This is a genomic window from Variovorax frigidus (genome assembly GCF_051216515.1).
Classification (GTDB): domain Bacteria; phylum Pseudomonadota; class Gammaproteobacteria; order Burkholderiales; family Burkholderiaceae_C; genus Variovorax.
The window spans coordinates 219,840-245,396 of record NZ_JBPJZF010000009.1 but is presented as its reverse complement, the minus strand read 5'-3'; the positions used below and the strand labels follow the sequence as shown (position 1 = coordinate 245,396).

The window sequence follows — 25,557 nt, the reverse complement described above, 5'->3', positions numbered from 1 at the left end:
CGCCGTGTCAGACCGCGCGCTAAAGTGTTGTCAATGAGCGCGGTCGTCAAGCCCCAACCCAATGCACCTCGGAGCACACCGCGGCCGAGTCCGGCTGCGCTGAACGCTGCCGCCGCGAGCTTTGCCGCCCTGACGGCACGGCTCGATTACCTGAACGCCGACGACACCGAACTGGTGCGGCGTGCCTATCGTTTCGCCGACGAGGCCCATCTGGGCCAGCTGCGCAACAGCGGTGAGCCCTACATCACGCATCCGATCGCGGTGGCCGCGCAGTGCGCCGAGTGGAAGCTCGACGCCCAGGCCCTGATGGCCGCGCTGCTGCACGACGCCATCGAGGACTGCGGCGTCACCAAGTCCGAACTGATCGAACGCTTCGGCGCGCCGGTGGCCGAGCTGGTCGACGGCCTCACCAAGCTCGACAAGCTGCAGTTCAACACCCGCGAAGAGAACCAGGCCGAGTCCTTCCGCAAGATGCTGCTGGCGATGGCGCGCGACGTGCGCGTGATCCTGGTCAAGCTGGCTGACCGCACCCACAACATGCGCACGCTGGACGATGCACCGCGCGAGAAGTGGGCCCGCATCTCCAACGAGACGCTGGAGATCTACGCGCCCATCGCCTACCGGCTGGGCCTGAACCAGACCTACCGCGAGCTGCAGGAACTGTCCTTCCGCCACCTGCGACCCTGGCGCTATGCGATCCTGTCCAAGGCGGTGGCCAAGGCCCGCGGCCGACGACGCGACCTGATCCAGAAGGTGCAGAAGGAGGTCGAGGCCGCCTTCGGCGAAGCCAAGATGAGCCTGCGCCTCGCGGGCCGCGAAAAGACGCTCTACTCCATCTACCGGAAGATGGAGGACAAGCACCTGAGCTTTGCCCAGGTCACCGACATCTACGGCTTCCGGCTGATCCTGCCGAACGTGATCGCCTGCTACACCGGCCTGGGCATCCTGCATCAGATGTACAAGCCGCTGCCGGGCAAGTTCAAGGACCACATCGCGATCGCCAAGCTCAACGGCTACCAGTCGCTGCACACCACGCTCGTGGGCCCGGCCAGCGTCAACGTCGAGTTCCAGTTGCGCACCGAGGCGATGAACGTGGTGGCCGAATCCGGCGTGGCCGCGCACTGGCTCTACAAGGCCGCCGAACCCAGCACCACGCCGAGCGACCGGCTCGGCGCCAAGTGGCTGCAGTCGCTGCTCGACATCCAGGACGAGACGCGCGATGCCGCCGAGTTCTGGGACCACGTCAAGGTCGACCTGTTCCCCGATGCGGTCTACGTGTTCACGCCCAAGAGCCAGATCATGGCGCTGCCACGCGGCGCCACGGTGGTCGACTTCGCCTACGCGATCCACAGCAACATCGGCGACCACACCTCGGCCGCGCGCATCAACGGCGACCAGGTCCCGCTGCGCACCGAATTGAAGAACGGCGACGTGGTGGAAGTCATCACGGCACCGGTCTCCACGCCCAACCCGGCCTGGCTCGGCTTCGTTCGCACCGGGCGGGCGCGCTCGAAGATCCGGCACTACCTGAAGACACTGGCGCATGCCGAGTCCGAAGGCCTGGGCGAGAAATTGCTGGCGCAGGCCCTGCGCGCCGAAGGCCTGGGCAAGATGCCCGCGGACGACACCGAGCACCAGGCGCTGTGGGAGCGGCTGCTGCGCTTCACCGGCAACCGCAACCGCGCCGAGCTGCTGACCGACATCGGCCTGGGCAAGCGCATCGCCAGCATCGTCGCCAAGCGGCTGATGGCGCTGATGGCCGAGCGGGGCGAGAAACCCGATGCGCTGATGCTGAGCCGCGAGCGCTTCACCGCGCACGAAAGCGTGTCGCAGGGTGCGGTCACGCTCGACGGCAGCGAGAACTCCTCGGTGCGCTTCGCCCTGTGCTGCCGACCGATTCCGGGCGACCCGATCGTCGGCTACCTGGGCCACGGCGAAGGCCTGGTGGTGCACACCGAGAACTGCGGTGTCGGGCAGCGCCTGCACTACAAGGACAGCGAACGCTTCTTCGCGGTCGAGTGGGCCGACGAACCGGTGCGCACCTTCGAGACCGGCGTCGTTATCACCGTGCGCAACGACAAGGGCGTGCTGGCACGCGTCGCATCGACGCTGGCCGATGCCGAGGCCGACATCACCCATGTCGAGATGGCCGACGAGACACCCCAGGATTCGACCGATCTGCGCTTCGTGCTCTCGGTGCGCGACCGCCCACATCTCGAGGCGGTGCTGCGGACCGTTCGGCGCAGCGCTTCGGTGCTGAGCGCCGAGCGCACGGTCCCAGCGACCTGAGGCCGGGCGCTGGCCTGCTCAGGCCGCCGTGGCTGGCGGCGGCGGGTAGCTCACGCTGAGGATTTCCAGCTCCCGCATGCCTCCCGGCGTGGCCAGCTTGACCACGTCGCCCTCGCGCGAGCGCAGGAGCGCCCGCGCAATCGGCGAAATCCAGCTCACTTGCGACTGTGCGCTGTCGGCCTCGTCGATGCCCAGGATGGTCACGCGGTGCTCCTCGCCTGACGCATCGTCGGCATAGCGCACGGTGGCGCCGAAGAACACCTGGTCGCTGCCATGGTGCACCGAGGGCTCCGTGATTTCCGCCACCTCGAGCCGCTTGGTCAGGAAACGGATGCGGCGGTCGATCTCGCGCAGGCGCTTCTTGCCGTAGAGGTAGTCGCCGTTCTCGGAACGGTCGCCGTTCTTGGCGGCCCAGTGCACGGCCTCCACCACCTTGGGCCGCTCGACGTCCATCAGCGCGAGCAGTTCGTCCCGCAGCCGTGCATAGCCGCCGGGCGTCATGTAGTTCTTGGACCCGGCCGGCAACGGCGCGACGCCGCCGGTCTCGCCCGCGTCGTCGTCTTCGGATTCCGACTCTTTGGTGAATGCCTTGCTCATCGAAGAAGCTTCCAAATGACAAAGCCCGCAACGCTCGCTGCGGGCTTTTCTTGCTGCTGTGGCGTCGGGCCCGGAGGAAGCCCGTGCCTTCCGGAGGACAGCCCGGCGCTGCTTGCCTCCCGCCCGCGAGGTGAAGGTCGGGCAGAGGCGCCGGCCGGCCCGTCTCGATGATTGTGCCGCCTTTCGCCGCCGTCCCTTGCCTCAGGCTGCCAACGTTCGTTCACCATCACGCCGAACGGCAAGCAATCTTTGCGTCTTCAGGGTATCTTCACCCGCCCCCTGGCACCGCCCACGGAGCTCCCTCACCCACCCCCGACGCGCCGCCCGAGTGAAACTCCAAAAAATAGCCGGCAGCCTCATCACCCGCCTGGTCGTGATGGGCCTGCTGATGGCCACTGTGGGCACCGCCGCCAGCTACTTCCAGCTCAGCCGGTTCCTGCGCAAGGATCTGGCGGAATCGGTCGCGGTCCAGCAGACCGCCCTGGCCGACTACGTGGCCCGCAACGTCGACAACTACCTGCGCGAACGGCTGTCATTCCTGGAGCGCCTGGCGGCCAGCGTGCCACCGGAATTGCTGGCGCATCCAAGGCAGCTGCGCGAATGGCTCGACGAACGCAGCACGCTGAGTCCGGCGTTCTCGCTGGGCCTGATGATCAGCGACCTCGCAGGCGAGCGACTCGATGACAGCGGACGGATCGCCGTCGACAGCCTGGAATTCAAAGGCGCGAGCGAAGGTCGCGCCACGTTCGGCCGCGTGCTGGCGACACCGGTCACCCGACATTCGACCCTGCCCATGGCGACACCCCTGCGCGACCGCTCGGGCCAGGTCGTGGCCGTGCTGACGGGCACGGCCGACATGTCGGGCGACGGGCTGCTCGACCATCTGCAATCCGGGCGCGTAGGCAAGACCGGGGGCATCCTCGTGGTCTCGCCGGACGACCACCTCTTCGTTGCATCGACAGATGCCTCGATGTCGCTCACGCCGACGCCGCCCGTCGGCGTCAACCTGCTGCATGACCGGGCCATGAACGGCTTTCGCGGCAGCGGCCGAACGATCAACGCCAAGGGCATCGAGGAAATCTCGGCCATCGCATCCGTGCCCAGCAGCGGCTGGTTCATCGTGGCGCGCCTGCCCGTGACCGAAGCGCTGGCGCCGGTGGCGCGCATGCAGCACTTCATCCTCCAGCAACGCGCGCCGGCTGTGGTGATGGTGCTCGTGCTCATTGGCCTGGCCATGGCCTGGCTGCTGCGCCCGCTCATGCGCGCCGCCAACCAGGCCGACAGGATGACCCGCGGCGACATGGAGCTGACGCCGCTGCGGGTGGTGCGCAACGACGAGATCGGCCACCTCACGACGGCATTCAACCGATTGCTCGCCAAGCTGATCGAGAACCAAGCCGAGCTCAGGCGCATGGCCCATCACGACACCCTCACCGGCCTGCCCAATCGCAAGCTGCTCGATGACCGGCTTCACCAGATGCTGGCCCGCGCGAAACGCGAGGCCAATCTCGTGGCCGTGCTCTACCTCGACCTTGACGGCTTCAAGCGGCTCAACGACACCTTCGGCCATGAGGCGGGCGACAAGGCGCTGTGCGAAACGGCACGCAGGCTCACGAGCCTGGTGCGGCACGGCGACACGGTGGCGCGCATCGGCGGCGACGAATTCGTGCTCGTGGCGGCCAACTTCGCGCAACCGGCCGAACACGCCGTGCTCGCGCTGGCCCAGCAGTGCATCGATGCCGTCGCGCTGCCGCTGCAACTGCGCCATGCCGACGCTGCCATGGGCGTGTCGATCGGCATCGTGCTCACCGACGGCGGCGCCAAGCCGGAAGACCTGCTGGCCGCGGCCGACAAGGCGATGTACCAGGCCAAGCAGAACGGCCGCGGCACCTACGTGCTGGCACCGGCGTTGCGCTGAAAGGCGTCGAAGCGGAGTTCGATTCGCCAAAAGAAAATGGCCTAGAAGGAAAACCTTCTAGGCCATCATGAAGAGTGGTGCGGCTGGCAGGAATTGAACCCACGACCCCTTGGTTCGTAGCCAAGTACTCTATCCAACTGAGCTACAGCCGCACAGCTTGCAATTATAGCATCCGTTTTTGCTCTCTCCCGGACACCTTGCAAAAAGTCGTTGGAGGCGTCTGAACGATCCGACCAACGACAGGCTGGATTATCGGGGCAAAACAGGCTCGATTCGGACTGACCGGCCGCAGTCCGTCAACTTTTTCTTGTGCGTGATGTCGCGGCGGCCCAGACCGCGGCGCATCGCCATACCCGGCCCGCTTCCATGCAGCGGGCCGTCGACCTGCACGCACCATCGCATGTCCCCTGCGCGGCAGATAAACGGACGCTTCTGTCCGATAATGAATGCCATGCGAAAGCCCCGCACCGATGCGTCCACGCACCGGCATCTCCTTCTTTGCGCTGCCGATGCCGTGTTCGCCGAGCACGGCGTCACGGCCTCTCTCGATCTGGTCGTGGCTCGCGCAGGCCTCGGGCGCGCCACGCTCTACCGAAACTTCGCCAATCGCACCGCACTGATGGCCGCGCTGCTCGACCGGGCGCTGGCCATGCTCGAAGCGCATGCCGCCACGGTCACGAAAGAAGACGACGCGCTCTATCTGCTGCTCGAACGCTTCGGCATGGACATCGCGGACTCGGCGCCGCTGGTCGACTTCTGGCGCGTGGTCGACCGCGACGACGAGGTCGTGCTGGTGGCCCGCAAGCGCATCGCGCAGATCTTCAAGGCGCCGCTGCAGCGGGCCATCGACAGCGGCTTGTGCCGCGCGGACTTTCGGCTGCAGGACATACAGCTCATCACCCAGATGCTCGGCGCCAGTTTGCGCGGCGGCACGCCGGGCGAACGCAGGTCGCTCGCGCGGCGTTCGCTGCAACTCCTGCGCAACGGCATGCGTGCGCCGTCGTCCGAAGACCCGGTGGGCTGACCGCGGATCTTCCGCGGTCGACCCGAGCTCGCGTACCGGCCTGATGTGCCGGCACGAACAAAAGGCAGCGTCATGCCCACGACGACTGCCTGCCGTGTGGCGGCTCGCAAGAGCCACCGCTTCTTGCAATTCGAATAGGAAAAACAACATGAATGTCCCTGTCTCACGCCGTGCCGGCCGCCCGCGATGGCTGCTCGTGCTCTTCGGGATCGTGCTGCTGCTGTGCGGCGCCGCTTTCGCCGCCGGCGGTGCCCGCCTGGCCTCGCTGGGCGGCTCGTGGTACTACCTGGGCGCCGGCGTGCTGCTGCTGCTCGCGGGTGCGCAGTACGCGCGCCGCCGCCCTTCCGCCCTCGCCTGGCTGGCCCTCGTGTTCATCGCCACGGTGATCTGGGCGCTGGCGGAAGTCGGCTTCGACTTCTGGCAGCTGTTCCCGCGCGTGGTGGTGATCGCCGTGCTGACGATGTTCGGCCTGCTGCTCGCGCCGCGCATCGGCGCGATCGGCTCCAAGCCCGCCTACGGCGCGGCCGGCCTGCTGTTCGTGGCACTGCTCGGCACATTGGGGCTGGCCTTCGTGCCCCACGGCGTGACGCGTCCTTCCGGCAGCATCGCGGCAGCGGCGGCGCCCGCTGCGTCGGCAGACGCACAGCCCGTGGCGGACTGGCAGTACTACGGCCGCACGCCCAACGGCACGCGCTTCGCGCCCTTCGACCAGATCAACAAGACCAACGTGAACCAGCTGCAGGTCGCCTGGACCTTCCGCACCGGCCGCGACACCAAGGGTTCGAGCGAAGACCAGAACACGCCGATCCAGATCGGTGACACGGTCTACGCCTGCACGCCGCACAACGTGGTGTTCGCGCTCAACGCCGACACCGGCGAGCAGCGCTGGAAGTTCGATCCGCAGGCCAAGTCGCCGGTGTGGCAGCGTTGCCGCGGCGTGAGCTACTTCGATGCCGCCGCCACGCCTGCGACCGCGGTTGCAGCAGCATCGGCCGACGGCAGCTGCGCGCAGCGCATCGTGATGACCACCATCGACAGCCGCCTGATGCAGGTCGATGCCAAGACCGGCACGCCCTGCGCGAGCTTCGGCAGCAACGGCACGGTCGACCTCAAGGCCGGCATGGGCCAGGTCGACCCGGGCTTCTACTTCCAGACCTCCGCGCCCACCGTGATGCGCGATCTGGTGATCGTCGGCGGCTGGGTCTGGGACAACGTCGCGCTCGGCGAACCCTCGGGCGTGGTGCGCGCCTTCAGTGCCCACACTGGCGCGCTGGTCTGGGCCTGGGACATGGGCAACCCGGCCCTCACCGGTGAACCGCCGGCCGGCGAGAGCTACACCCGCGGCACGCCCAACGTCTGGTCCACGCCGGCCTTCGACGACAAGCTGGGCCTGGTCTACCTGCCCACCGGCAACGCCACGCCCGACTTCTGGGGCGGCACGCGCAGCAAGGCGGCCGAAGAATATTCAGCCGCCGTGGTCGCGCTCGACATCCAGACTGGCCGCGAACGCTGGAAATTCCAGACCGCGCACCACGACCTCTGGGATTACGACGTGCCCTCGCAGCCCGCGCTCTACGACGTGCGCGACAAGAGCGGCAGCACGGTGCCGGCGCTGATCCAGACCACCAAGCGCGGCCAGATATTCATGCTCGACCGCCGCGACGGCAAGCCCATCGCGGAGGTGCAGGAAAAGCCCGTGCCCCAGGGTGCCGCCGAAGGCGATCACGTGGCACCGACGCAGCCCTACTCGGTCGGCATGCCCACCATCGGCGCCAACAAGCTGACCGAAGCCGACATGTGGGGCACCACGCCCTTCGACCAGATGCTCTGCCGCATCGCGTTCAAGCAACTGCGCTACGAAGGCGAGTTCACGCCGCCGGGCCTGACCAAGAGCCTGCAGTACCCGGGCTTCTACGGCGGCATGAACTGGGGCAGTTCGTCCATCGACGAACGCAACGGCCTGCTGATCGTGAACGACATGCGCGTGCCCCAGGTGGTGCAGCTGATCCCGCGCGACGAGACCGAGCGCCGCATCGCCGCGCGCAAGGGCGGTGCCGACGGGCATGCGGGCCTCGCGACGCAGACCGGCACGCCCTACGGCGCCGACAAGAACATGTTCATGTCGGTGCTCGGCGTGCCCTGCCACATGCCGCCCTACGGCGCGATGACTGCCATCGACCTGAACACGCGGCAGATCGTCTGGCAGGTGCCCATGGGTACCGTGAAGGACACCGGCCCGCTGGGACTGCGCACCGGCATGTCGATGCCGATCGGCATGCCCACGCTGGGCGGTCCGACCACCACGCAGGGCGGCCTGGTGTTCTTCGCCGGCACGCAAGACTATTTCCTGCGCGCGCTCGACGCATCGAACGGCGACGAACTCTGGAAGGCGCGCCTGCCCGTGGGTGCGCAGGCCACGCCGCTGACCTATATGTCACCGGCCAGCAAGCGGCAGTTCGTGGTGGTGTCGGTGGGCGGCACGCGCGGCTCGCCCGACCGCGGCGACTACATCATCGCCTACGCCCTGCCCAAGGCGAACTGAGCGAACGAAGGTCGGCACGTCGGGACTGGGCACGGGCCTGCCGCGCGATCCGCAATCGCTCCTGACGGCCCGTTCGGCAAGCGCTGAGGGGCATTCGGCCCAGGCCACGCCTTGGCCTGCGCGCCTTGCTGGGGCTGCTGAGCGATTCGGACTCGCACACGTAGGAGGAGGCCCTCCGTTGCTGGTGAGATCGACTTATGCGGGTAGCATTTCGATCGAGGCGTGTGAGCAGATCGACGACTGGTACGGACCCGATGGAGCGCGCTGCAGTACGAACTGTTGCACCAGTTGCGCAGCTATCAATACCGGAAACAGCAAGCAACAGCACGCATGCGTGTGATGCATATATACATACTTGAGGATCCGCCAGGCAAGGCCGAACCACCCATCGCATCAACTGAGCCCGAGAATCACTGGCAATGACCAAGCTTGCAATGCGTGTCCTTTTTACTGTGGTGACAGCGCTGGTGGTTTCCTGCGGGGGCGGGAGTGGGGGCACCAACGACATCAGTGCGACCGCAAGCGCCGCGAATCACATGGTCGCCGACCCAGCCTCCCCTGAATGGGGCTTCGCAAACCAAATCAGCGTGGACAAAGGAGGCGCTGACGCTGGCGCCTCGGGCTCCGGCGCCGGCAGCACTGCGGGTGACGGGTCTGGCAGTGGGGGCTCCGCGTCTGCATCTGCTTCCGCGGGCGACTCGAGCGGCGTGGGCTCTGGCGGCACCGGTGCGTCTGCATCCGCAGGCGACAGCGGCGACTCGGGCGTGGGCGGTGTGGGCGGCGTCGCGAGCATCATCGTCAACGAGGTCCGCTATGACACCACGGGTGCGACCCTGAAGTTGCGCGACGCAGCGCAGCTCCAGCTCGGGATGACCGCCAAGGTCAACGGTCCGACGAACGCAGACTTCACGGCCGGGCAGGCGACCGAGGTCGAGTCGGCAGCCGACGCGCTCGGCGTGATCACGTCCATCGACCTTGCCAGCGGCAACATTGTCATGGTGGGAACGACCATCGGGACGGATACGAACACGGTCTGGGGCAACCTTGCAGGGTTGGGCGCCCTGGTGCCGGGCATGACAGTTCAGGTGTGGGGCCTGCCCGCGGGCCCGGGCCTGCTGCGGGCCACGCGGATCGAGCAACGCGCGTCCACCGCGTCGATCGTCTCGGGCATCGTTCAGAACCTCGACCTGTCCGGCCGCCGATTCCAGCTGGGCAAGCTGATCGTCGATTTCAGCCAGACCAGCCTTCCTTCCGGTCTTGCTGCCGGCATGATCGTGCGGGTGCGCGCGCCGGTGCAGGCCGCGTCAGCGGCACTCCAGGCCAGCGCAGTGGAACTCTGGTATCCGGTTTCGCTTCGGGAGGGGACCCGACGCCAACTGGGAGGCGTCGTCACGGACTTCGAGGGGATATCTCGGTTCCGGGTGTTGCGCACGCCTGTCGATGCCTCTTCTGCTCAGATCACCGGCGGGCCTTCGAGCGCCGTTTCCGACGGCGTCGAACTTGAGGTCGCCGGGACGGTCCGCAATGGCGTCCTGGTGGCCACGAAGGTCAAGATCAAGAAGACCGTAGGCGGCGCAAACACCGCCACCTTCACCGCCATGGGCACCGTGGGCGCCTTCAAGTCGACCGCCGAGTTCAAGGTCAAAGGCCAGTCGATCAACGCCAGCGCCGCTGGCGTCCAGTTCACGAACGGCCTATCGGCCAACCTGGGCAATGGAAGCAAGGTGACGATCACAGGTGAGCGCATCGTCAACGACGTCTTGATCGCGACCCGCGTCACTTTCGATTGACGCGCTTGAAGCGTCCGAACACTGAACGCGGAACGGGGAGTGCACCGCGCTTCACGCTGGAACAAGGCGAAGGGCTTGAAGGCTCGCTTCTCCCCCTGAGAAGACGCCGGCAATGCGGCGTACTGCCGGCTTAAGGCCAGAACACGGGGAGCCCCGCGAGGAGCACGAGGGCGATCACCACGCCCACGAAGGTCTGGCGCCACGTCCCGGCCTTGGAGGCCCGATGCGGCAACGACGCATCGCGCATCCGGTGCAAAGTCGGTGAGTGCAGAGTGGCAGTGTCTTGCTCGGAAGGACGCATGTCGGCTCTCTCATGGGAATTCATCACATTTAACGCGCTCCGCTTGTAAGCGTGTGTAGGACAGGCGCGGCAGGCTGTTCTCGCGCTTCGACCAAAGCGGCGCATGCGCCCAAGGTGTCAGGCTCAGCAGGCACAATCGGATGCGAAGGAGAATCAGTCTCTGCACGAGTTGCCACGTCCAAACCCAATGAACCAGATCTCCTTGGCCTTGTCAGCCTGCGCGCGGGTGCTGCGCCCGGTGGTCAAGCTTGCCCTGGCGCTCGGTTTGAAGCAGGCGCATCTGCAGGAGATGCTGAACGAGCTGCTGCTCGAGGAGGGGCGCGCGTCCTGGCGTGCCCGAGGCATCGAGCCCAACTTGAGCCAGCTGTCCGTCACGACGGGGATCAACCGCAAGGCGGTCACGTCGCGGGTGCGCATGCCCAGGGATGCGCTGGAAGCCACCGAGGCCTCCGCGGCGGCCAAGGTGCTGACGTTGTGGCTGCAAATGGTGATGGACAATCCAGCCTTGCGGACCATGGCCATCACTGCGGACCCGACACGCCCTTCGTTCGAGTCCACCGCTTGGATGGCGAGCCGTGGGAACGTCCATCACCGCGCCATCTTGGACGAGCTTGTGCGCCTCGATATGGTCGTCGAACGGGAAAACGACGTCGAACTGAGGACCGAAGGGTTCATCCCGGCGAAGGACCTGGCTGGGATGCTGGCGTTCTTTGCGGACAACGGCCGCGATCACGTGAATGCGGCCGTGTCGAACATCCTCTCCGAAGGGGCGCCTTTTCTCGAGCGCTCCGTGTATGCCAGCGGACTGTCCATCGCGGCCTGCGAAGAAATCCATCAGGAAGCGCGTCGACGCTGGACGGGTCTGCATCACGCGCTGGCGCAGGCCATGCGGCTGGGCGTCGAAGCGCAGCCTCAGGGACCACTCGGTCGGATACGGGTGGGCATCTACACCTATTTCGAAGAGATCGGCGACAAGCGTCCGCAGGGCGACGAAGCCGGGCCTCGGTAGACGTGCGCGCCGCACCCTCGCTGCGGAGGTCGATGCCGTTCGCACCTCGGTCGATCGTCGACTGACCCTTGTGGCCGTCGGCGCAGTCTGCACGCGTCCCGTTCGCTTTTCGCCCTCGGCGGCAACAGAGCTTGACAAGCAGGTGCAGCCATTGCGCAGGTCTCACGCAGCGTACGGGCATGTACGCCATTTCGGGCACCCGCTCAGCACCGAGTCGAGGCGTGCGTCGGCGCCGAGGGTGTTGCGGTCTGTAAGATTTTTGGCTTACGAACTCGTCCTACAGGGGTCACAAATCGGAGACGCAAGAATGAAAATGTGAACTTTTCCCATACTTCGCTCAAAGCTCCGGTGGTGCCCAACCGCCAACCGCGCAACCTTGACAACCTCACGACACCCCTGCAGGCCGCTCTGCCCGGCGGCCGGGAATCGGGTGCGGAAGACCGGCGCTTCTGCCCGTCGCCCTGGCAACGCGTCATCAAGCGATCACTCGATGTCGTGGGCGCGCTGATGTTCTTCATCTTCTTGGGACCGGTCTACCTCTGCATTGCGTTGGCCGTACGCCTTCGCATGGGCGGCCCTGTGCACTACTCGCAGCAGCGCTTGGGTCACGGGGGGCGAGCCTTCCGCTTCTACAAGTTCCGCTCGATGTGCGTGGACTCAGACGAGATGCTCGCTCGCCATCTGGCGAGCGATCCAGCGGCGCAACTGCAGTGGCGCAGGTATCAAAAGCTCGACAACGACCCGCGCATCACGCCGCTTGGACACTTCCTCCGACGCGCCAGCCTCGACGAACTGCCGCAGTTCTGGAATGTCCTCAAGGGCGACATGAGCCTGGTCGGACCCCGCCCCTGCATGGAGCGCCAGCGAAACCTCTACGGCAGGCACTGGGAACGCTATTGCGACATGCGCCCGGGCATCACTGGGCTTTGGCAAGTGAGCGGGCGCAACCGGCTGACTTATGCACAGCGCGTGGAACTCGACATGGTCTATGCGTCCGAGTGGTCACTGTGGCTGGACATCCAGATCATTGCAAGCACCTTTCGCGTCGTGCTGCGTCACGAAGGTCCGGCATGACGCATGACATCGCGTCGACGCCGTCTTCTCCCTCCATTTCCACGGGCCTCGAATGCTGAGCATCAGTCAGAAAGAATCCATTCTCCGGAAGGCGGGATGGCACGTGGCCCCCTTTCCGGAACGCCGCCTGCCGCTTCAGCAACGCTATCTGGAGCGCAATGTTCGCGTGCCGCAAGAGGAGCTCGAGGCCGACCGGGCGCATGCAGCCGCCGTCAACGAATGGCGGCGCGAGGTGGAGCGCGACTACGAATTGCTCGTGGGACAGCGTTTCAACGCCCGTGCCCCGATCTGCTTGGTCGGGGTGCGTTAGCAACGCCGCAGTCCTGTCCGCCCTTCGGCGAGCGCGACGCAAACAGCTTCCTGCGCAGGCCCACCAAGGAGCTCGAGGCCAGACCGACGGAACCGCGAACACACGGTGCTACTGCTTCTCGAAATCATTGCGGACTGGGCTGTGCCCCGACCGAGAGCAGCTCGCTCTTCCATGCGATACCTGTGAAGGCCCGCAGCGCCTGAGTTCGATCCTGCTGTTGCGACCGCCGTTGAGACCCTTGGATGTTCAGCCCTCCCTCTACGTCTCAACGCACAGGCATCGCTGCAAGCTCTGAAGGGTCACGTGGCTCGCCTTCTTTCGGGGCGACCCTGCATGACTCAGGGGCCGAGCACTGCGAGGTTGCCGCTGCCTGGCAACACGCGAAGCGTCGCCGCTGTCTTGACCGTGTAGTCGCGGCTGAGCACGGTGCTCACCTCGAGGTACTCACAACGCGCTTCTGCCGATGTCAGGGTCAGTACCGCATAGCCGCGATGCGCAGTCTCCGCATAGCGAAGATCGTCCACCATGCGCTTGAACGCATCGGCAAGCAAGTCGTTGGCGATCAGCGGCAAAGCCCGTTCGAATCCCGGCGATGACACCGACGGCACGGCGAACTCCACCCCGACGCGCTGACCGGCGAGGTCCGTCAGGTTGCCTGCCCAGGCGTTGTGGGTATCGCCAGCGAGCGAGATGAGATTCTTGCCCAAGCTTCGCGCGGAAGTGAGCACGGCTTCGCGCGCTGCAGGGTAGCCGTCCCAGGCATCCATGTTGTATGGCACCTTCGGTTGCGCGAGCAGCGCGCGCTGGCTTTCGCTGCGTGCGACCTCCGGCGTCGACTGCGCCGCCAGGTATTCGCCCAAGGTTTCCAGGCTGATGGCGGACGCAACGCTCAACGGTACCGCCATGCGAATCATGAGCACCTGTTGCCCCAGGACTTGCCAGACACCGCCCGAAGCGGCCATTTTTCCCGACAGCCAGTCCAGTTGACTCTGGCCCAGCAGTTGCCTTGTGGCGGATGCGGCCTCGCCTTGGAGATACTGATCCAGAGAAAGCTGTCGATCGCGCGCGACCAACCGGGTGTCCAGCATATGCAGCGAAGCCAGCGTGCCGATATCGAACGACCGGTAGATCTGCAAGGGTTTGGCCGGATCTGGCAGCCGGATGGGCAGCCACTCTTGATATGCCTGGACTGCCGCTGCACGACGCGCGGCAAAGCTTCCCTCCGCGGGCTCCTCGTGGTTGGCGGCTCCACCGGACCAGGCGTTGTCCGCCACGTCGTGGTCGTCCCAAACAGCAATCAAGGGCACGCGTGCGTGGAGGGCCCGCAAATCGCTGTCGGTGCGGTATTGCGCATGGCGCCTGCGATAGTCGTCCAGCGTCAGGATCTCGTGGTCCGGGATGGATTGGCGATCGAGCGCGATGGCGAGCTGTGAGGCGTATCCCAGTTCCCCGTACTCATAGATGTAGTCCCCCAGGTGCAGCACCACATCGATGTCGGTGCGCGAGGCGATGTCGGCGTAGACGTTGAAATACCCGCTGGGGAAGTTTGCGCATGAGACCACGGCCAACTTGACTTGTGACACGTTACCCACCGGGAGCGTCTTCGTCCTGCCGGTCGCAGAGGTATCACCGCCAATGAAGAAGCGATAGAAGTATGTGCTGTTCGGCTGCAGCCCGATTGCATCCACCTTGACCGTGTAATCACGCTCCGGGCCGGTGCTGGCAGTGCCCCGGGCGACGACGGCTCCGAAAGCTTCGTCGGCTGAGACTTCCCAGACCACATTCAGCGAGCCAGGTGCCTGCGCGCTCACTCGCGTCCAGAGGATCACCCGATCCGACATCGGGTCGCCGCTGGCGATGCCATGCTTGAAAACGGTGGAGCTTCCCTCCGGAGGGCTGCTGCCACCACCGTCGCCACCACCACCGCAGGCCATCAGCCCGATGCCAGAACCGGAGAACATGGCAAACATGACGGCGCTGCGTAGCAGCGACCGGCGCGTCGGATCCGCCGCGCGCAGTGTGTCTCGGATTTCCGCCGGAGGACGGGTGGATGAGCAGTCGCTGTTTGTTTTGGATCGCACTGAAGAGTCCCGTTCCGCCGACGGCAGGGCGCCCGATGCGTCCAATCTCGTTGGCTTCTTCATTAAATGTGAACTCCTCACATTTCGGTGTAGGCTTCCGCTTACGTGCTCGTCGAGTTGATGCTCATGTCATCGCTGTTGAGTTGCCGTGCTCATCCGAGGTGTTATCTATCAGCTCTGGTGGGATCGACGCATGGCTACGCATGGACGCATGGAACATTGCGCGCGACAACGTCGAGATGTCGGCACGCATCCAGAAGTACCTGGCGCCGAAGTTATCCGATGGCAGCGCGCTGAGGGCCTTCCTTGAAGCGGCTGACGTAGCAGCCGTTCAAGCCCAGTTCATCCGCCCGATGCATTGGTTCTTGAGCCAGCCCGGCCTGGAGGTGGTTCAACGGAGCACTGAAGACCGCATTGTTCACAGACTGAGCGATGCCGGGGCGACCACCATCCGAGTTTAAGATCGCCTCCGCCGCTGGATCGACCCGCATCGATCCGGGGCAAATGCCGTTAAAAAACCTGGAAGGGAATCGATGGGCATCAGGGACACCCTCGGGCACGCGCTGCTCGACAACGAGAAGCTTCACTTCACCGAAGAATCCCTCACCGCCGAAGAGCAGTGGTTGGTCACGCTGAGCGCGCCCCTGTCGGCGTTCAACGGCGACCATGTGAATGCGCTCGCCACCGGGAAGGACGATGAGGCGCTGCGCGAGGGCATCTCGGAAGTCTGGAATGTGCACGACCGCGAAAGTTTCGAACAGACGGCCCGCTGGCTCGCCGAGGAAGGGCAGCGTTCGAGCTACCTTTCCACATGGCAGGCCATTAACGCGATCGATGCAGCAGTCCAAAGCACGCCGGCCGTGATGCGGCTGGTCATGGATGCGTGGTTTCCGGCGTTCTTCCAGATCAAGGCGCGCAAGAGCCTGGACTATCGCGCACTGTCGGCGGAGAGTGGGCGACCAATATCGGAACTTAGCCAATTGACGATGGGCAGCCAGAGCTGGGTCAACGCGCTGCGCAAGCACTTCAACGTTTCGCCGCCCCAGATCTCGGACCTGGTCGCCTGGGATGCCGTAAGGCTGGCAAGCCTGTCGCGTTGGGCTGTGCAGCTCGGCTTCATTGGGCGCGAAGAATTCGTGAGTTTCGCGAATGCGTTGGACTCGCAGGTGCGCGAGGCCTATGCCGATTGGTCGCAGGTGAGTGCCGCGTACATTGCCGCCGGCCTGATCTGGCGCTATTCAGACGCGCGCGAGGAACATCTAGTGCGCACGAACCGCATGCTGTTGAGCGACGCCCGCAGCCCGTACCGCAGCGTTCCCTTCCGCTGAGCGGCGGCGGACACAAACGGAAAACGGCACCTGGAGGTGCCGTGTCGTGGAATTGCTGACTGGCCAGTCAAGCCGACCCGTTCATGGGCGGAGCCTGACATGGTGATGTTTCTTTGCCAGACGATCTTGTCCTGCGTGTGGAAAAGTCGATCGCCCGGCAGAAACATCGGCGAACGCAAGGCGCTCTTTCAGTTCCGGGACTTGCGCGCAAAGACCGCCACCGAGGCCGATGAGCTGTCAGGAACGAAGACCGCGCAGGCGATCCTGGGGCACACCACGAGGCGATGACGGCGAAATACATCCGTCACAAGATGGGCAAGAAAGTGAGTCCGCTTCGATGAATTGCGGAATAGCGCTACTGGATATGTAGCACCAGCGCCAGCAATGGCGCGGGTAAATGGTAGGCCGTGAGTGGCTTGAACACTCGACCAACGGATTATGAGTGATCTGTCAACAAGAAAAAAGTCCTTGAGATTCAACGTCTTGCAAGAGATGTTGTTTCCCTAGGCTACATGTAGGCTACAGAGCACTCATCCGGCGCTACCGGCCTGGAACTTGAAGTTCAGCGCGGGAAACGGCCTTGCACTAGGTCGCCGGGGATGCCCAGCAGGATCGTTTGCATGAACTCGTTCATCAACGCCGCTAGGCCGACCCCCACAGGATCAACTGTTCCGCTGGCGCCATAAGCCTTGAGCATCTTCAAGGGAGTCGGCGTTCGTGCGCCTGCCACGGTCGGAAGCCGGACTAGGCTCTGCCCTAGAAAAAGGACGGGGCGCACCACCTTGCCCAGGAAAAGGTCGTCCCATTCGGGTTGCGGACGGTCCTTGGCGGACCTGTCGATCAACTCCTGGAGTTGCCCGTCGAGCGCATCGATCGCACTCGGAAGATCGGGAAATGCAGCAGCCCAAAGAGCGTCATGATTCAAAGCGCTTTTGGCATTGATGATGACCATGCCACGATCGGCCGTGCACTTTGGATCGTCGATCTGTTCAGCACCTTCCTTGATGCGCTCGAAGATCGTCTGACCTTGCCTCGATGAGATCGTCTTTATTGCGAGTGCCCACCGCTGAGGCGCATGGGCCGTGTCGCCGTCCTGGAGCGTGAACATGACGTCCGGGTTGTCGCCTTTCGCGTTGGTCGGCGAATCCAAAACAACGTCGGTTGCGACATGCACCGCTAAGCTCCCGATGTAGAGTTCAGCGAACTTGCGTGCGGTGTCGTCATCTGGGCCGCTGGCTGCGTTCTGGGCCAATGAGGCCGCACGAACTCTGGTGGCCGCGATCAGACTCAGGTGCGGCACGAATGTCGAAAAGTCAGGGAGCGGTTCGACCGTCAGGATCTTGGCCGCGAGATCGTGCAGCGCAGCCGCACTGCGCAAGATGTCCACCTGGTCTGAACCCGCGGCTATCGAGGGATTCTTCATCACCTCTACCAGTTGGGTGAGGGACAGGAGTTCGTCTTCCAGATTTCCCCCCACCGGAGGCTGGACGCCCAGGCTCTGAAGCATGCTCAAGAAGCGGTCACCGATGCTATCGGCGGCCTCGAACTGCACCAAAGTCATGAGTTAGAAGGAGTGGTAGGCCGTGTTGGACTTGAACCAACGACCAAAGGATTATGCTTACCACTTCGGCTTTCGCCGCCCGTTTCCGGTTCGTGGTCTGGACTCTGCCTTGCCTTTCGGCCTTCCCGTCGAGTCTCTACACGTTCTCCCTTGCGGGAGCTTCGCTCGGCGTTGACATAGCGCACACGCGCCTTAGCGTTCACCGAATTTGAGAAGTTCTACTTCAAGACAGAGTGAACTTGCCTTGAGCAACCCAAATGGATCATCCCCTGCCATGCCCTATGAAACCATGGGGTAGGAAATCACCGATCAAGTCCTCTGCTCTAACCAACTGAGCTAACGGCCCCCTGCGCGAGATTATCGCATGTTGAAACGGCATCGTGACGCTTCTGCAAAGCATTCTTGACGCTCCCACTTGCTCGCACACATTTCGGAAGTCCGCATGCCGCGAACAACGCCACTCGAAGCGAGCTAGAACATGATCAGTTCGACTGATGCGAAGGCCAACCTCCGAACCTCAGGCCTACCCCTTACCTCTGCCTCTAGGAAATTCATCCGAGTAGGGTCAAGGCGCTCTGGCACGGCGCAGCGCCGGTACCCGATTCGGCAATGGCATCAACCTGCGTGGGACCAAGGAGTTGTGGTTTGCCTGCCGCAATAGCCGCTGCCATCAATTTGCGCATCGCGATGCGCGCGTTCAGACGACCGTCTGCGGAGGGATCTCTGACGCAGGCCTGCAACGCCCCGCGCGCCGCGACGATCGCTGAATCGTGCTCGTTCTCAAGTTTTAGCTTGTCGATTTCAGCTTTGTCGTCGGCAGCGTGCCCCACGGGCGAAATCAGCGCCTGCTGAACCTGCGTATTGAGCGCCGTCTTGAAGCTTTGATCGTTGAAAACCGCCGCTACGAATCCCAGGAATTTCGAGGCGTCTCGCGTTTCCGAAACCATGGCTTGCAAGTACATCGGCTTGCGCGCGTTGGCGACCGGCACCGCAAACCACTCGCTCAACTGGCTGCCATACAAAACAATGTCAGCTGCGACGGTCGAAGACGGGCACGCGTTTGGCCTCTCGCCGACGCCGTTGTGAAAGACACATAGAGCCGTGGGAATGCGGGCCTGCTGCCCAGGGCGCATTTGCCCGATCACCATGGTAGCCCCGGCACCCTTAGACAGATCAAGTTCCTGCTCGCCGATCGCAAACGCGACGATAACATCGCGTACGTTCGATGGGCGCAGGACCGTACGGCTTATTGGAGCGTCCATCGTCACGACGGTGGGAACGATCGCGTAACGGGACTTGTCCAGAGATGAAATCACGGCGCCCTGAAAGTAGAAGTCGGGCACGGAAGCGAGGTAGAGCCCCTTCTGCCAGAACGCTTCCACTCGCTGCCTGTACGGCCACGCCGATGCGGGGTTGTCAGCGAAAGGACTTGCAACCTTTCCCTGCCCCGAATACGTGGGTGTACTGCGGTAGAACCATCCCCTTGCGATCGTCACGCACGGCCCGACTCCCTTGCTCGTTATCAACTCCATGTTCCGCTTGGCGATCACCACGTCGGTCTTGGCCTCTGCGGCTGCAGTCAGCGCCGCACCGATGCGGCTTATACCCTGCGAGATCGCTGTGCCTGCGAGCGCAGCGACGATCGGCGCAGCCTCGGCACCAGGCGCGCACTGGCCCACGACGGTCTGCGTGTCGTAAATGACTTCGGCCTCAGGGAGGCTTTCCGGCACACGGCGATCTGCGGCCATATGCGCGCAGCCAGTCAGGGAAAGTGCTAGAGCTAAGCATCGGATGCGCATGGAGTTCCTCCAATCAACCGTTCAGGCACATGCCGATGAATGCAATACGCTGAGTGGTGAGTGCCAGAGCCACATTCAGGAAAGCACCAAAATCGGCTCGACCACTAGCCTCAAGGTGGGACTGGGAGATCAATGAATCGCCGAGGTGAAGCCCAACCACAAACCCGTCGACAAATACCGGACAACCACTGTGGCCAACACCTGTGTGTGCTGAATGCGCGAGAAAGTCTTGCCGAAACAGCCGGGCATCACCCGTGTGCTCGACCAGCGGACCAGTGGACCCCGGAAATCCGATTGCTGTAACAGCGCTGGGTGTTGCCTCGGCAGCCATTTTCAACGGAGCGACCCCTGCTGGCTCAGACATGGCGATACAGGCAAGATCAGAGGTGGAACCGGCGACCGATGCATCGAACGCACCGATCCGACAAATGGACCGAGACCGCATGGGTACAACTGAAGCTGGGAAAAACATCTCGCAAGATTCTTCTGCTTGCAGTACATGCGCTGCCGTGACGACGAGGCCAGGCATTGCCAGCCAGCCCGTCCCGCGCCTTTGGCCATCAATCAGGATCTCGCAAATCCCCGCGTAAGGCGAAGTTCGAAGCCTTAGCTCGTCTATTTTCTTCCACATCGGCATCTCGCCCGAGTGGCTGAACGGCACGTTCCTGGGTGGATGCATAGGCGCTCCTCGTGCGGAGTGTAAGGCGGAAATCGCGCCGTGTCCCACTTGCTCGAGAGGACAGGTGTCGCCAAGTGCGCACCGCAGCACTCATTTACCTGAACGCCATTCGTGCGCCCGGGCCAAGATTAATCAAATATTAGTTGCAAGGCATCTGCGAAACTTTTGCCTCACAACCTAGGCTGACGTGTGAGCCACGCATCAAACAGGTGTCCACAAAAGTCAGAGGAGACGAGCATGCCTTGCTCCTGGTGGAAATTCAGGATTGGTTTGCCAGACGCATATCTTCCACTTTGCCTATGCATTTGGCGGCAGCCAAAACCAGCGAAATGCAATCGTTGCGCAGCAGCAGCGCTGAGATTACAACCCGCTTGCAGCAAGATGCAGAAGCTGAGCATGTCAATTCAGCGTTTCTCTGCTCTTCCGACTGGTACTGGTGATATCAGCGGCGGAACAGGTCCTGAAGTCCGCGAAATTTCGGTGTCGGCGAACTTGAGTTAGCGGTCGAGAGATCGACGCGAAATCTGATTGCAGAGATGCGCGCATCGCTCGGCCTCGAAGGACAAGGGATGTCGGACATCGAATAGATAATAAGATTACGTTCTGCGAACGCGGTATCAAATCGACGATCTAGCTTGCTTCCGAAATCACTCCCGAGAGCGGATGCAATGTTCGCCCATAGACGCTCTCTGAGCGGCGCGGCGTCCGTCAAGGCTGTGTCGATCTCATTTGCCAAGTCAAGAATGCCGACTCCATTGGTCATGGGCTGCAACATAAGCGACGCCACATTGCCGGATTCTTTCGTCGGCGCATCAAGCTGCTCAAGTGCGAATTCATGGACTCTTGACGGGCCGTGGGTCGCCTTCACTTCAAGTACCGCGTCTGACCAAGAAAAATCAAACCGTTCAAAGACATCAGCGTGCCATGCGCGAACGGCGGCGGCAACGTCTCCACTACGCGCAATGACGAACAACTCTGCCCAAAGCCCTGCGATTTCGCGACTACCGGGTGCGCTCAAGGAGCGGAATAGATTCAAGAGGCCGCGAACGCAGGACTCAAGATCCCGCGTCTCCGCAGTCACGGGCAATTGGTCAATGACAGCGCCGACGCTTCGAATGAATAGTTCATGCAATTCTGGAACGGATGCATCGCAAGCCAAAACAGCGAACTGATCCTCTACCGTCGTGTGACCAGTTATCACTCGGCAACTAGCGTGGAACTGCACAGAAAGGTGTCGGAGGGCTACACCGGGCGTGTACTGAGCCGGACTCGCGTCTTGAAGCAGGAACACTGGCGCACCGTCCACGCCCTTAGCCAAGAAGTCTTTGCGCCGTGTGGAAATCGGTGTGGCCGAAAAGTCAATGTCGGAGGTCGCGCAGTGCAGTTGCTGAAACTCGGCGAGCAGGTCCATCAGACACGCTGCTCCACAACCAGTGCTTTCTTGAGCCGTGAAGGCACATACAAAGCGAACCAGGGAACGTTTTTGATGTCCGCCCTGTCTGCCTGGAAGGCTTCGTGTCCTAGATTGAAGCGCCTGAGTTGAAGCGATATCCGCTCCGGAGAGAAGAAGCTCTTGTCGTTCACCGAACCCGCGCTTTGACTGAAGTATTGACCGATCGGCGCGAACGGATGCTTGGCGGGTACACCGCGCCCTGCGCTTCGGCTTCGATACCCAGCTTCTAACTTGTTCATAACGAACACGTCGACCTTAAGGGACGAATCCTTCGCGAGCAAACTCCCCAAAGCAACCAGCATCGCACTGTGCTCTTCGGCGTCAGCGGGGTCTTTGATCTCAACATCCAAGAAAAACTCTTCTAAGACTTCAGCCAACGGAACGGCTTCGATAATCTCGTTTGGCGATTTCCCCTTGGCAGGAGCAAGATGCGGAAAATCGGCCGCGTTAAGTGCAGGCCCGTAGGCAGCACGCCACCGCTTATTAACTTTGTTGAAGAGTTCGTTATTTTTTGTGACCGCAGTGGCATCTCGCTGAAGAATAGACGGAACCAACCAGTCTTCGACCAACACTCGCCGCGTACCGAGACCCACGACGTTGGGCCGCGTAGGCTTGAGCAGTTGGGTCAAAATGAAGTCACGCCGCCAAGCTCGAAGCGGCTTGCCACGGTTTTCCTCGAGTGCAGCCCGAACGAAGTCTTCATGCTCTACATAGTCCGTGAAGGCTTGTCGCACCGTCGACTGCACGAACACGCGACACAGGCCGAGATAGGCCTTTTTGTACCCGAAGAACCGTGCGCGCTGCTGCAAAGTATCTGCTGCCGGAGAGGTTCCCAAAGCCCGTGGCATGTAGGTGACGCAAAGCCCTTCAACTGTGTAGCCGCGGTCCAGCTTTGCTCCACCGATGAGAATCCAGTACTTGGTCGCTTTCCAGTTGACCTTTTTTTCGGCATCCGGCGTGCCGTTCACCTCCACGTAGTTCAAATCGTCGAGCACGTCTTCAGCTAGCGCAGCCACGAGTTCTTTCAAAGGCTTTACTGTGGGGTAGGTCTTCTTGAGCAAATCAAACTCGGCCTGGAAGATCGCCGCGACGCTTTGTGGTTTGGTCTCATGCTCTGCCTCCACGCGCTTCTTGAGGCCCTTGAACGCCTTCTCTACCCACGTCTTGTAAACGCGGTGTGATGCGGTAGCCACAGCGGGATGAACCATCATCGATCGGTTCCGATCCTTGGAGGTCAAGCCCTTTTTCCTCGTTAGAGAGTGATGCGCTGCGACCAAGAGGAAATAGCGTAACGCTTTCAATAAGCTCTTTGGCGGACTACGCAGGGGAACGCGCGCGGACGGGACGTCTCCTGATGGGATGTCCTCGATGAGCCGGGGCTCTCCCTTGAAGAAGGCGTGACCGCCCGTGTAGCTGTCACCAGGCGTGACCAACTCAGCAAACGATGCATTGAGAAGATCTGTCTGGGACAACAGCAGGTTGGCCTGAGGCGTAGCTGTGTATTGAAGATATGAGTGATGAGGTAGCGCAGCTCGGAGTTCAAGAATCTTCTCGTACGTCGTGCTCATCGCACTCGGCGCTGCACGGCCAGTGCGGACTCGGGCCGCTTGCGTGTTCAGGCTGGCCTGGTCACTTTCATCGTCGATGATGAGTGCAGGCACGCCCTCGAGTTGCACCAACTTGAGCACAATCGTGAGCTTTTCAAGATGACCCCCGTGCTTGAGCACCGTAACGAGGACAGACTTCTTGGAAGCTTTCTTCCGCCAAGCATCAACCTTGCTTTCAATCTGCGCGCGTTGTGCCTTGGATGGATTCGAAAGGTGGTACCAGTGATCCCCGCCGTCGTCGATGCCCAAGTCCTTCTTGAGTCGGTCCTCGGATTGATCGCGCAGGTTGTTCTTCGTTCCCGCCAAGACGATGACGAGGCCGAAACCATTATCACGAGCGAGCGCGATGACGGTTTCGAAAGACATTGTCTTGCCACTCTGGACATAGCCTACAACCAAGCCAGTCTCCGTTCCGGCCCCTTCAGTCGGTGGGAGGCATCGGCCAAGTATTCGCTGAGCCTCCAGCAGCACGGAGTTCGGGCCTGTTGTCAGGTCCTCGATGCTCGGGCCGTTGGGGTCGCGAGCTTTGCTGTCCAAAAAGTCAGTAGTGAACTCCTTTGGTTCTGGAACCCACCGCAGAGGCGGTCTAACGGACTTGAGCATTTTTATAGTTGTTGCCATGGAGATCAAAAGGGGGCACGTGCGAGCGCGCCTCTCAGCAGGTAGTTGAAGTGGTACAGAACGCTTTCAGGTGGATCTCCTGTTGTGTCTTCCGACAAGACGAGGGAAATGCCTACTGCTGTAGCAACCCGTAAGAACAATTCGACGTTCTCGTTGTTCGCGCCGAGATACTCAACCGAAAAGGGATGCGCGAGGGCCAGGTCGATACCCAAGCGCCGGATCTTGTCTTCATCCGTGGGTTGCGGATTTTCCTGGGCGAGGGAAACCCACTCCTCGCGAGCTGGATCGATCGAAGTTCGCACCGTGATGACCCAGTTGTAGCTGCCATCGTCGAGCGTTACGGTTCTTTCGGACGCCTCCATGCCGGTAATCGGTAGGGCAGCAGGAAGCGCTCCGGGGGCCGCAGGATGCTCCCGCGCTCCAGCCAGAAGCGGTTCGACGTCTTTCTCAAGATGTTGAGCTACTGAGGCAGTAGCAGCGGCTGCACGCGCCTCAATGCTCTTCCTAGAAGGTAATGCCCTGTAGTTCTCAGCTTGAGCAATCAGGTCGAGTGGCTCACTCTCGATTTCACTCTTTAGGTACTCAAGGAAGATGTCTTCGTACTCTTCCCAGCGGAAGCCGTCTTTGGTGTGACTGACCTCGAAACCTTCGACGTGAAGTTCACCGAAAAGTCGCTGATAAGGATAGCTGTTCGTTTGCTTGAAGACAAAGCTCGGACGATAGGTCTCGTCATGGCTGCCCTCGATGAGTCTGTCTCGTCTGAATAGTGCAAACCCTGCATATGGCGTGGAGCCTACTTCGCGGAGGGCCGCAAACCCAGTGACGCGCTGACCTTCGCCAAAGTCCAAGTTGATTTGCTTGATCCATTCCACCGGATCGGCGCCTGCCAAGGGTACGCCCGGTGATGAGTATGGAACCGCTTGAAGTACGGGAGTTGACGCGTACGCGAGCGCCTCGCCATTGAACGTCAACGTCAAGCGACCGTCGCGAAGAAACATCCGATAGATACTCGCGAGATGTTCCTTGATTTTTCCAACGGTTCGACCTTGCGGGACATGATGAAGATTGCGCAGCGTCACAACCGTGAAAGGTGCTGGCGAATCAATCGTCCGGTGAGTCGTGTTCAGGCTCTCAATTCGATTGTCTACGATGTGCCTGATATCGAAAGTAATGGTGCGCTCCACCGCTTCGCCAAGCGCCTTTGTACGCACGCTCCAGTTCTCTGCGAACCAGCACGCGGCACTCTTCATACCCATACCAAACTCAGACAGCCCGTTCCTGTCATTGGGAACTTGAGCCGCACGGAAGGCTCGTGGGAAGTCAGTGGTCGAGATGCCGGCGGCGTTGTCCGTGATGATGATTTGCCCAGGCCCCGAAGTATCCACACGAACATCAACCTTCAGTCGGTAGTCTTCGCCGAAGAGCGCTTTTAACGCATCGTGGTTCGCGGCATAGCTCTGTACCGCGTTGTCGATGAACTCCGCGATCGCAAACCAAGGCTTGTAGTTCAGGTGCCGAAGCACCGACAACATCGTGACCTCCGGCCTAATTCCAATTGGTCCGAGGGTCACAGT

General features: G+C 62.4%; 20 protein-coding genes and 1 tRNA gene. 12 read left to right on the top strand and 9 right to left on the bottom strand.

Going from position 1 to position 25,557, the window contains the following annotated elements; all coding sequences use genetic code 11:
• Nucleotides 1-33: 33 nt before the first annotated feature.
• The gene (locus tag ACSFBC_RS25885) at nucleotides 34-2,289 is read left to right on the top strand and encodes a RelA/SpoT family protein (RefSeq protein WP_435513193.1); all 2,256 of its coding nucleotides are present in this window, start codon (nucleotides 34-36) and stop codon (nucleotides 2,287-2,289) included.
• An 18-nt stretch (nucleotides 2,290-2,307) separates the two neighbouring features.
• On the opposite strand, the gene greB is transcribed toward ACSFBC_RS25885, so the two are convergent.
• On the bottom strand, nucleotides 2,308-2,886 hold the full coding sequence (gene greB, locus ACSFBC_RS25880) for a transcription elongation factor GreB (protein ID WP_435513192.1): 579 nt from the start codon (nucleotides 2,884-2,886) through the stop codon (nucleotides 2,308-2,310).
• 328 nt (nucleotides 2,887-3,214) lie between these two features.
• Between greB and ACSFBC_RS25875 the strand changes: the two genes are divergently transcribed.
• Nucleotides 3,215-4,804 (top strand): diguanylate cyclase domain-containing protein, encoded by a 1,590-nt coding sequence (locus tag ACSFBC_RS25875; protein WP_435513191.1) that lies wholly within the window; start codon nucleotides 3,215-3,217, stop codon nucleotides 4,802-4,804.
• 75 nt (nucleotides 4,805-4,879) lie between these two features.
• Here ACSFBC_RS25875 and ACSFBC_RS25870 read toward each other — a convergent pair.
• Nucleotides 4,880-4,956: transfer RNA gene (locus tag ACSFBC_RS25870), tRNA-Arg, on the bottom strand.
• A 299-nt stretch (nucleotides 4,957-5,255) separates the two neighbouring features.
• Here ACSFBC_RS25870 and ACSFBC_RS25865 point away from each other — a divergent pair.
• From ACSFBC_RS25865 to ACSFBC_RS25840, 6 genes are all read left to right on the top strand, one after another.
• Nucleotides 5,256-5,828 (top strand): TetR/AcrR family transcriptional regulator, encoded by a 573-nt coding sequence (locus ACSFBC_RS25865; protein ID WP_435513190.1) that lies wholly within the window; start codon nucleotides 5,256-5,258, stop codon nucleotides 5,826-5,828.
• 148 nt (nucleotides 5,829-5,976) lie between these two features.
• Nucleotides 5,977-8,370 (top strand): membrane-bound PQQ-dependent dehydrogenase, glucose/quinate/shikimate family, encoded by a 2,394-nt coding sequence (locus ACSFBC_RS25860; protein WP_435513189.1) that lies wholly within the window; start codon nucleotides 5,977-5,979, stop codon nucleotides 8,368-8,370.
• A 419-nt stretch (nucleotides 8,371-8,789) separates the two neighbouring features.
• The gene (locus ACSFBC_RS25855) at nucleotides 8,790-10,160 is read left to right on the top strand and encodes a DUF5666 domain-containing protein (protein WP_435513188.1); all 1,371 of its coding nucleotides are present in this window, start codon (nucleotides 8,790-8,792) and stop codon (nucleotides 10,158-10,160) included.
• A gap of 488 nt (nucleotides 10,161-10,648) precedes the next feature.
• Nucleotides 10,649-11,470, top strand: a complete 822-nt coding sequence (locus tag ACSFBC_RS25850) for a DUF6502 family protein (protein ID WP_435513187.1) — start codon at nucleotides 10,649-10,651, stop codon at nucleotides 11,468-11,470.
• Nucleotides 11,471-11,785: 315 nt separating this feature from the next.
• Nucleotides 11,786-12,544, top strand: coding sequence for a sugar transferase (locus tag ACSFBC_RS25845; protein ID WP_435513186.1), 759 nt, complete (start codon nucleotides 11,786-11,788; stop codon nucleotides 12,542-12,544).
• A gap of 52 nt (nucleotides 12,545-12,596) precedes the next feature.
• A complete protein-coding gene (locus ACSFBC_RS25840) occupies nucleotides 12,597-12,854 on the top strand; it encodes a hypothetical protein (protein ID WP_435513185.1) in 258 nt (85 codons plus the stop codon).
• Nucleotides 12,855-13,192: 338 nt separating this feature from the next.
• Here the strand turns inward: ACSFBC_RS25840 and ACSFBC_RS25835 are convergent, their stop codons facing one another.
• On the bottom strand, nucleotides 13,193-14,824 hold the full coding sequence (locus ACSFBC_RS25835; protein ID WP_435513184.1) for an alkaline phosphatase D family protein: 1,632 nt from the start codon (nucleotides 14,822-14,824) through the stop codon (nucleotides 13,193-13,195).
• Nucleotides 14,825-14,904: 80 nt separating this feature from the next.
• Here ACSFBC_RS25835 and ACSFBC_RS25830 point away from each other — a divergent pair, with 80 nt between their 5' ends.
• From ACSFBC_RS25830 to ACSFBC_RS25820, 3 genes are all read left to right on the top strand, one after another.
• Nucleotides 14,905-15,396 (top strand): hypothetical protein, encoded by a 492-nt coding sequence (locus ACSFBC_RS25830; RefSeq protein ID WP_435513183.1) that lies wholly within the window; start codon nucleotides 14,905-14,907, stop codon nucleotides 15,394-15,396.
• A gap of 72 nt (nucleotides 15,397-15,468) precedes the next feature.
• The gene (locus ACSFBC_RS25825; protein ID WP_435513182.1) at nucleotides 15,469-16,263 is read left to right on the top strand and encodes a DUF1266 domain-containing protein; all 795 of its coding nucleotides are present in this window, start codon (nucleotides 15,469-15,471) and stop codon (nucleotides 16,261-16,263) included.
• Nucleotides 16,264-16,362: 99 nt separating this feature from the next.
• Nucleotides 16,363-16,551, top strand: a complete 189-nt coding sequence (locus tag ACSFBC_RS25820) for a hypothetical protein (RefSeq protein WP_435513181.1) — start codon at nucleotides 16,363-16,365, stop codon at nucleotides 16,549-16,551.
• A 274-nt stretch (nucleotides 16,552-16,825) separates the two neighbouring features.
• Here ACSFBC_RS25820 and ACSFBC_RS25815 read toward each other — a convergent pair whose 3' ends face one another.
• The 3 genes from ACSFBC_RS25815 to ACSFBC_RS25805 form a co-directional block, all read right to left on the bottom strand.
• Nucleotides 16,826-17,815 carry a hypothetical protein gene (locus ACSFBC_RS25815; RefSeq protein ID WP_435513180.1) on the bottom strand — a complete coding sequence of 330 codons (990 nt, stop codon included), beginning with the start codon at nucleotides 17,813-17,815 and terminating at the stop codon, nucleotides 16,826-16,828.
• Nucleotides 17,816-18,375: 560 nt separating this feature from the next.
• The gene (locus tag ACSFBC_RS25810; RefSeq protein WP_435513179.1) at nucleotides 18,376-19,572 is read right to left on the bottom strand and encodes a hypothetical protein; all 1,197 of its coding nucleotides are present in this window, start codon (nucleotides 19,570-19,572) and stop codon (nucleotides 18,376-18,378) included.
• 64 nt (nucleotides 19,573-19,636) lie between these two features.
• A complete protein-coding gene (locus ACSFBC_RS25805) occupies nucleotides 19,637-20,302 on the bottom strand; it encodes a trypsin-like serine peptidase (RefSeq protein ID WP_435513178.1) in 666 nt (221 codons plus the stop codon).
• Nucleotides 20,303-20,511: 209 nt separating this feature from the next.
• Here ACSFBC_RS25805 and ACSFBC_RS25800 point away from each other — a divergent pair, with 209 nt between their 5' ends.
• Nucleotides 20,512-20,742 (top strand): hypothetical protein, encoded by a 231-nt coding sequence (locus ACSFBC_RS25800; protein WP_435513177.1) that lies wholly within the window; start codon nucleotides 20,512-20,514, stop codon nucleotides 20,740-20,742.
• Between the two features lie 2 nt (nucleotides 20,743-20,744).
• Here ACSFBC_RS25800 and ACSFBC_RS25795 read toward each other — a convergent pair whose 3' ends face one another.
• From ACSFBC_RS25795 to ACSFBC_RS25785, 3 genes are all read right to left on the bottom strand, one after another.
• The gene (locus ACSFBC_RS25795; protein ID WP_435513176.1) at nucleotides 20,745-21,713 is read right to left on the bottom strand and encodes a PD-(D/E)XK motif protein; all 969 of its coding nucleotides are present in this window, start codon (nucleotides 21,711-21,713) and stop codon (nucleotides 20,745-20,747) included.
• Nucleotides 21,713-23,728, bottom strand: coding sequence for a Z1 domain-containing protein (locus tag ACSFBC_RS25790; protein ID WP_435513175.1), 2,016 nt, complete (start codon nucleotides 23,726-23,728; stop codon nucleotides 21,713-21,715). The genes ACSFBC_RS25795 and ACSFBC_RS25790 overlap by 1 nt, the downstream gene beginning before the upstream one ends.
• A 260-nt stretch (nucleotides 23,729-23,988) precedes the next feature.
• Nucleotides 23,989-25,515, bottom strand: coding sequence for an ATP-binding protein (locus ACSFBC_RS25785; RefSeq protein ID WP_435513174.1), 1,527 nt, complete (start codon nucleotides 25,513-25,515; stop codon nucleotides 23,989-23,991).
• Nucleotides 25,516-25,557: the final 42 nt, after the last annotated feature.

Coding starts and splice junctions, on each gene's coding strand:
- ACSFBC_RS25835 (WP_435513184.1), bottom strand. CDS start 14,824: ATGTTTGCCATGTTCTCCGGTTCTGGCATCGGGCTGATGGCCTGCGGT.
- ACSFBC_RS25860 (WP_435513189.1), top strand. CDS start 5,977: ATGAATGTCCCTGTCTCACGCCGTGCCGGCCGCCCGCGATGGCTGCTC.
- ACSFBC_RS25855 (WP_435513188.1), top strand. CDS start 8,790: ATGACCAAGCTTGCAATGCGTGTCCTTTTTACTGTGGTGACAGCGCTG.
- ACSFBC_RS25785 (WP_435513174.1), bottom strand. CDS start 25,515: ATGTTGTCGGTGCTTCGGCACCTGAACTACAAGCCTTGGTTTGCGATC.
- ACSFBC_RS25850 (WP_435513187.1), top strand. CDS start 10,649: ATGAACCAGATCTCCTTGGCCTTGTCAGCCTGCGCGCGGGTGCTGCGC.
- ACSFBC_RS25790 (WP_435513175.1), bottom strand. CDS start 23,728: ATGTCTTTCGAAACCGTCATCGCGCTCGCTCGTGATAATGGTTTCGGC.
- greB (WP_435513192.1), bottom strand. CDS start 2,886: ATGAGCAAGGCATTCACCAAAGAGTCGGAATCCGAAGACGACGACGCG.
- ACSFBC_RS25810 (WP_435513179.1), bottom strand. CDS start 19,572: ATGGCCGCAGATCGCCGTGTGCCGGAAAGCCTCCCTGAGGCCGAAGTC.
- ACSFBC_RS25830 (WP_435513183.1), top strand. CDS start 14,905: ATGAGCAGTCGCTGTTTGTTTTGGATCGCACTGAAGAGTCCCGTTCCG.
- ACSFBC_RS25795 (WP_435513176.1), bottom strand. CDS start 21,713: ATGGACCTGCTCGCCGAGTTTCAGCAACTGCACTGCGCGACCTCCGAC.
- ACSFBC_RS25820 (WP_435513181.1), top strand. CDS start 16,363: ATGGTGATGTTTCTTTGCCAGACGATCTTGTCCTGCGTGTGGAAAAGT.
- ACSFBC_RS25865 (WP_435513190.1), top strand. CDS start 5,256: ATGCGAAAGCCCCGCACCGATGCGTCCACGCACCGGCATCTCCTTCTT.
- ACSFBC_RS25805 (WP_435513178.1), bottom strand. CDS start 20,302: ATGCATCCACCCAGGAACGTGCCGTTCAGCCACTCGGGCGAGATGCCG.
- ACSFBC_RS25825 (WP_435513182.1), top strand. CDS start 15,469: ATGGGCATCAGGGACACCCTCGGGCACGCGCTGCTCGACAACGAGAAG.
- ACSFBC_RS25885 (WP_435513193.1), top strand. CDS start 34: ATGAGCGCGGTCGTCAAGCCCCAACCCAATGCACCTCGGAGCACACCG.
- ACSFBC_RS25840 (WP_435513185.1), top strand. CDS start 12,597: ATGCTGAGCATCAGTCAGAAAGAATCCATTCTCCGGAAGGCGGGATGG.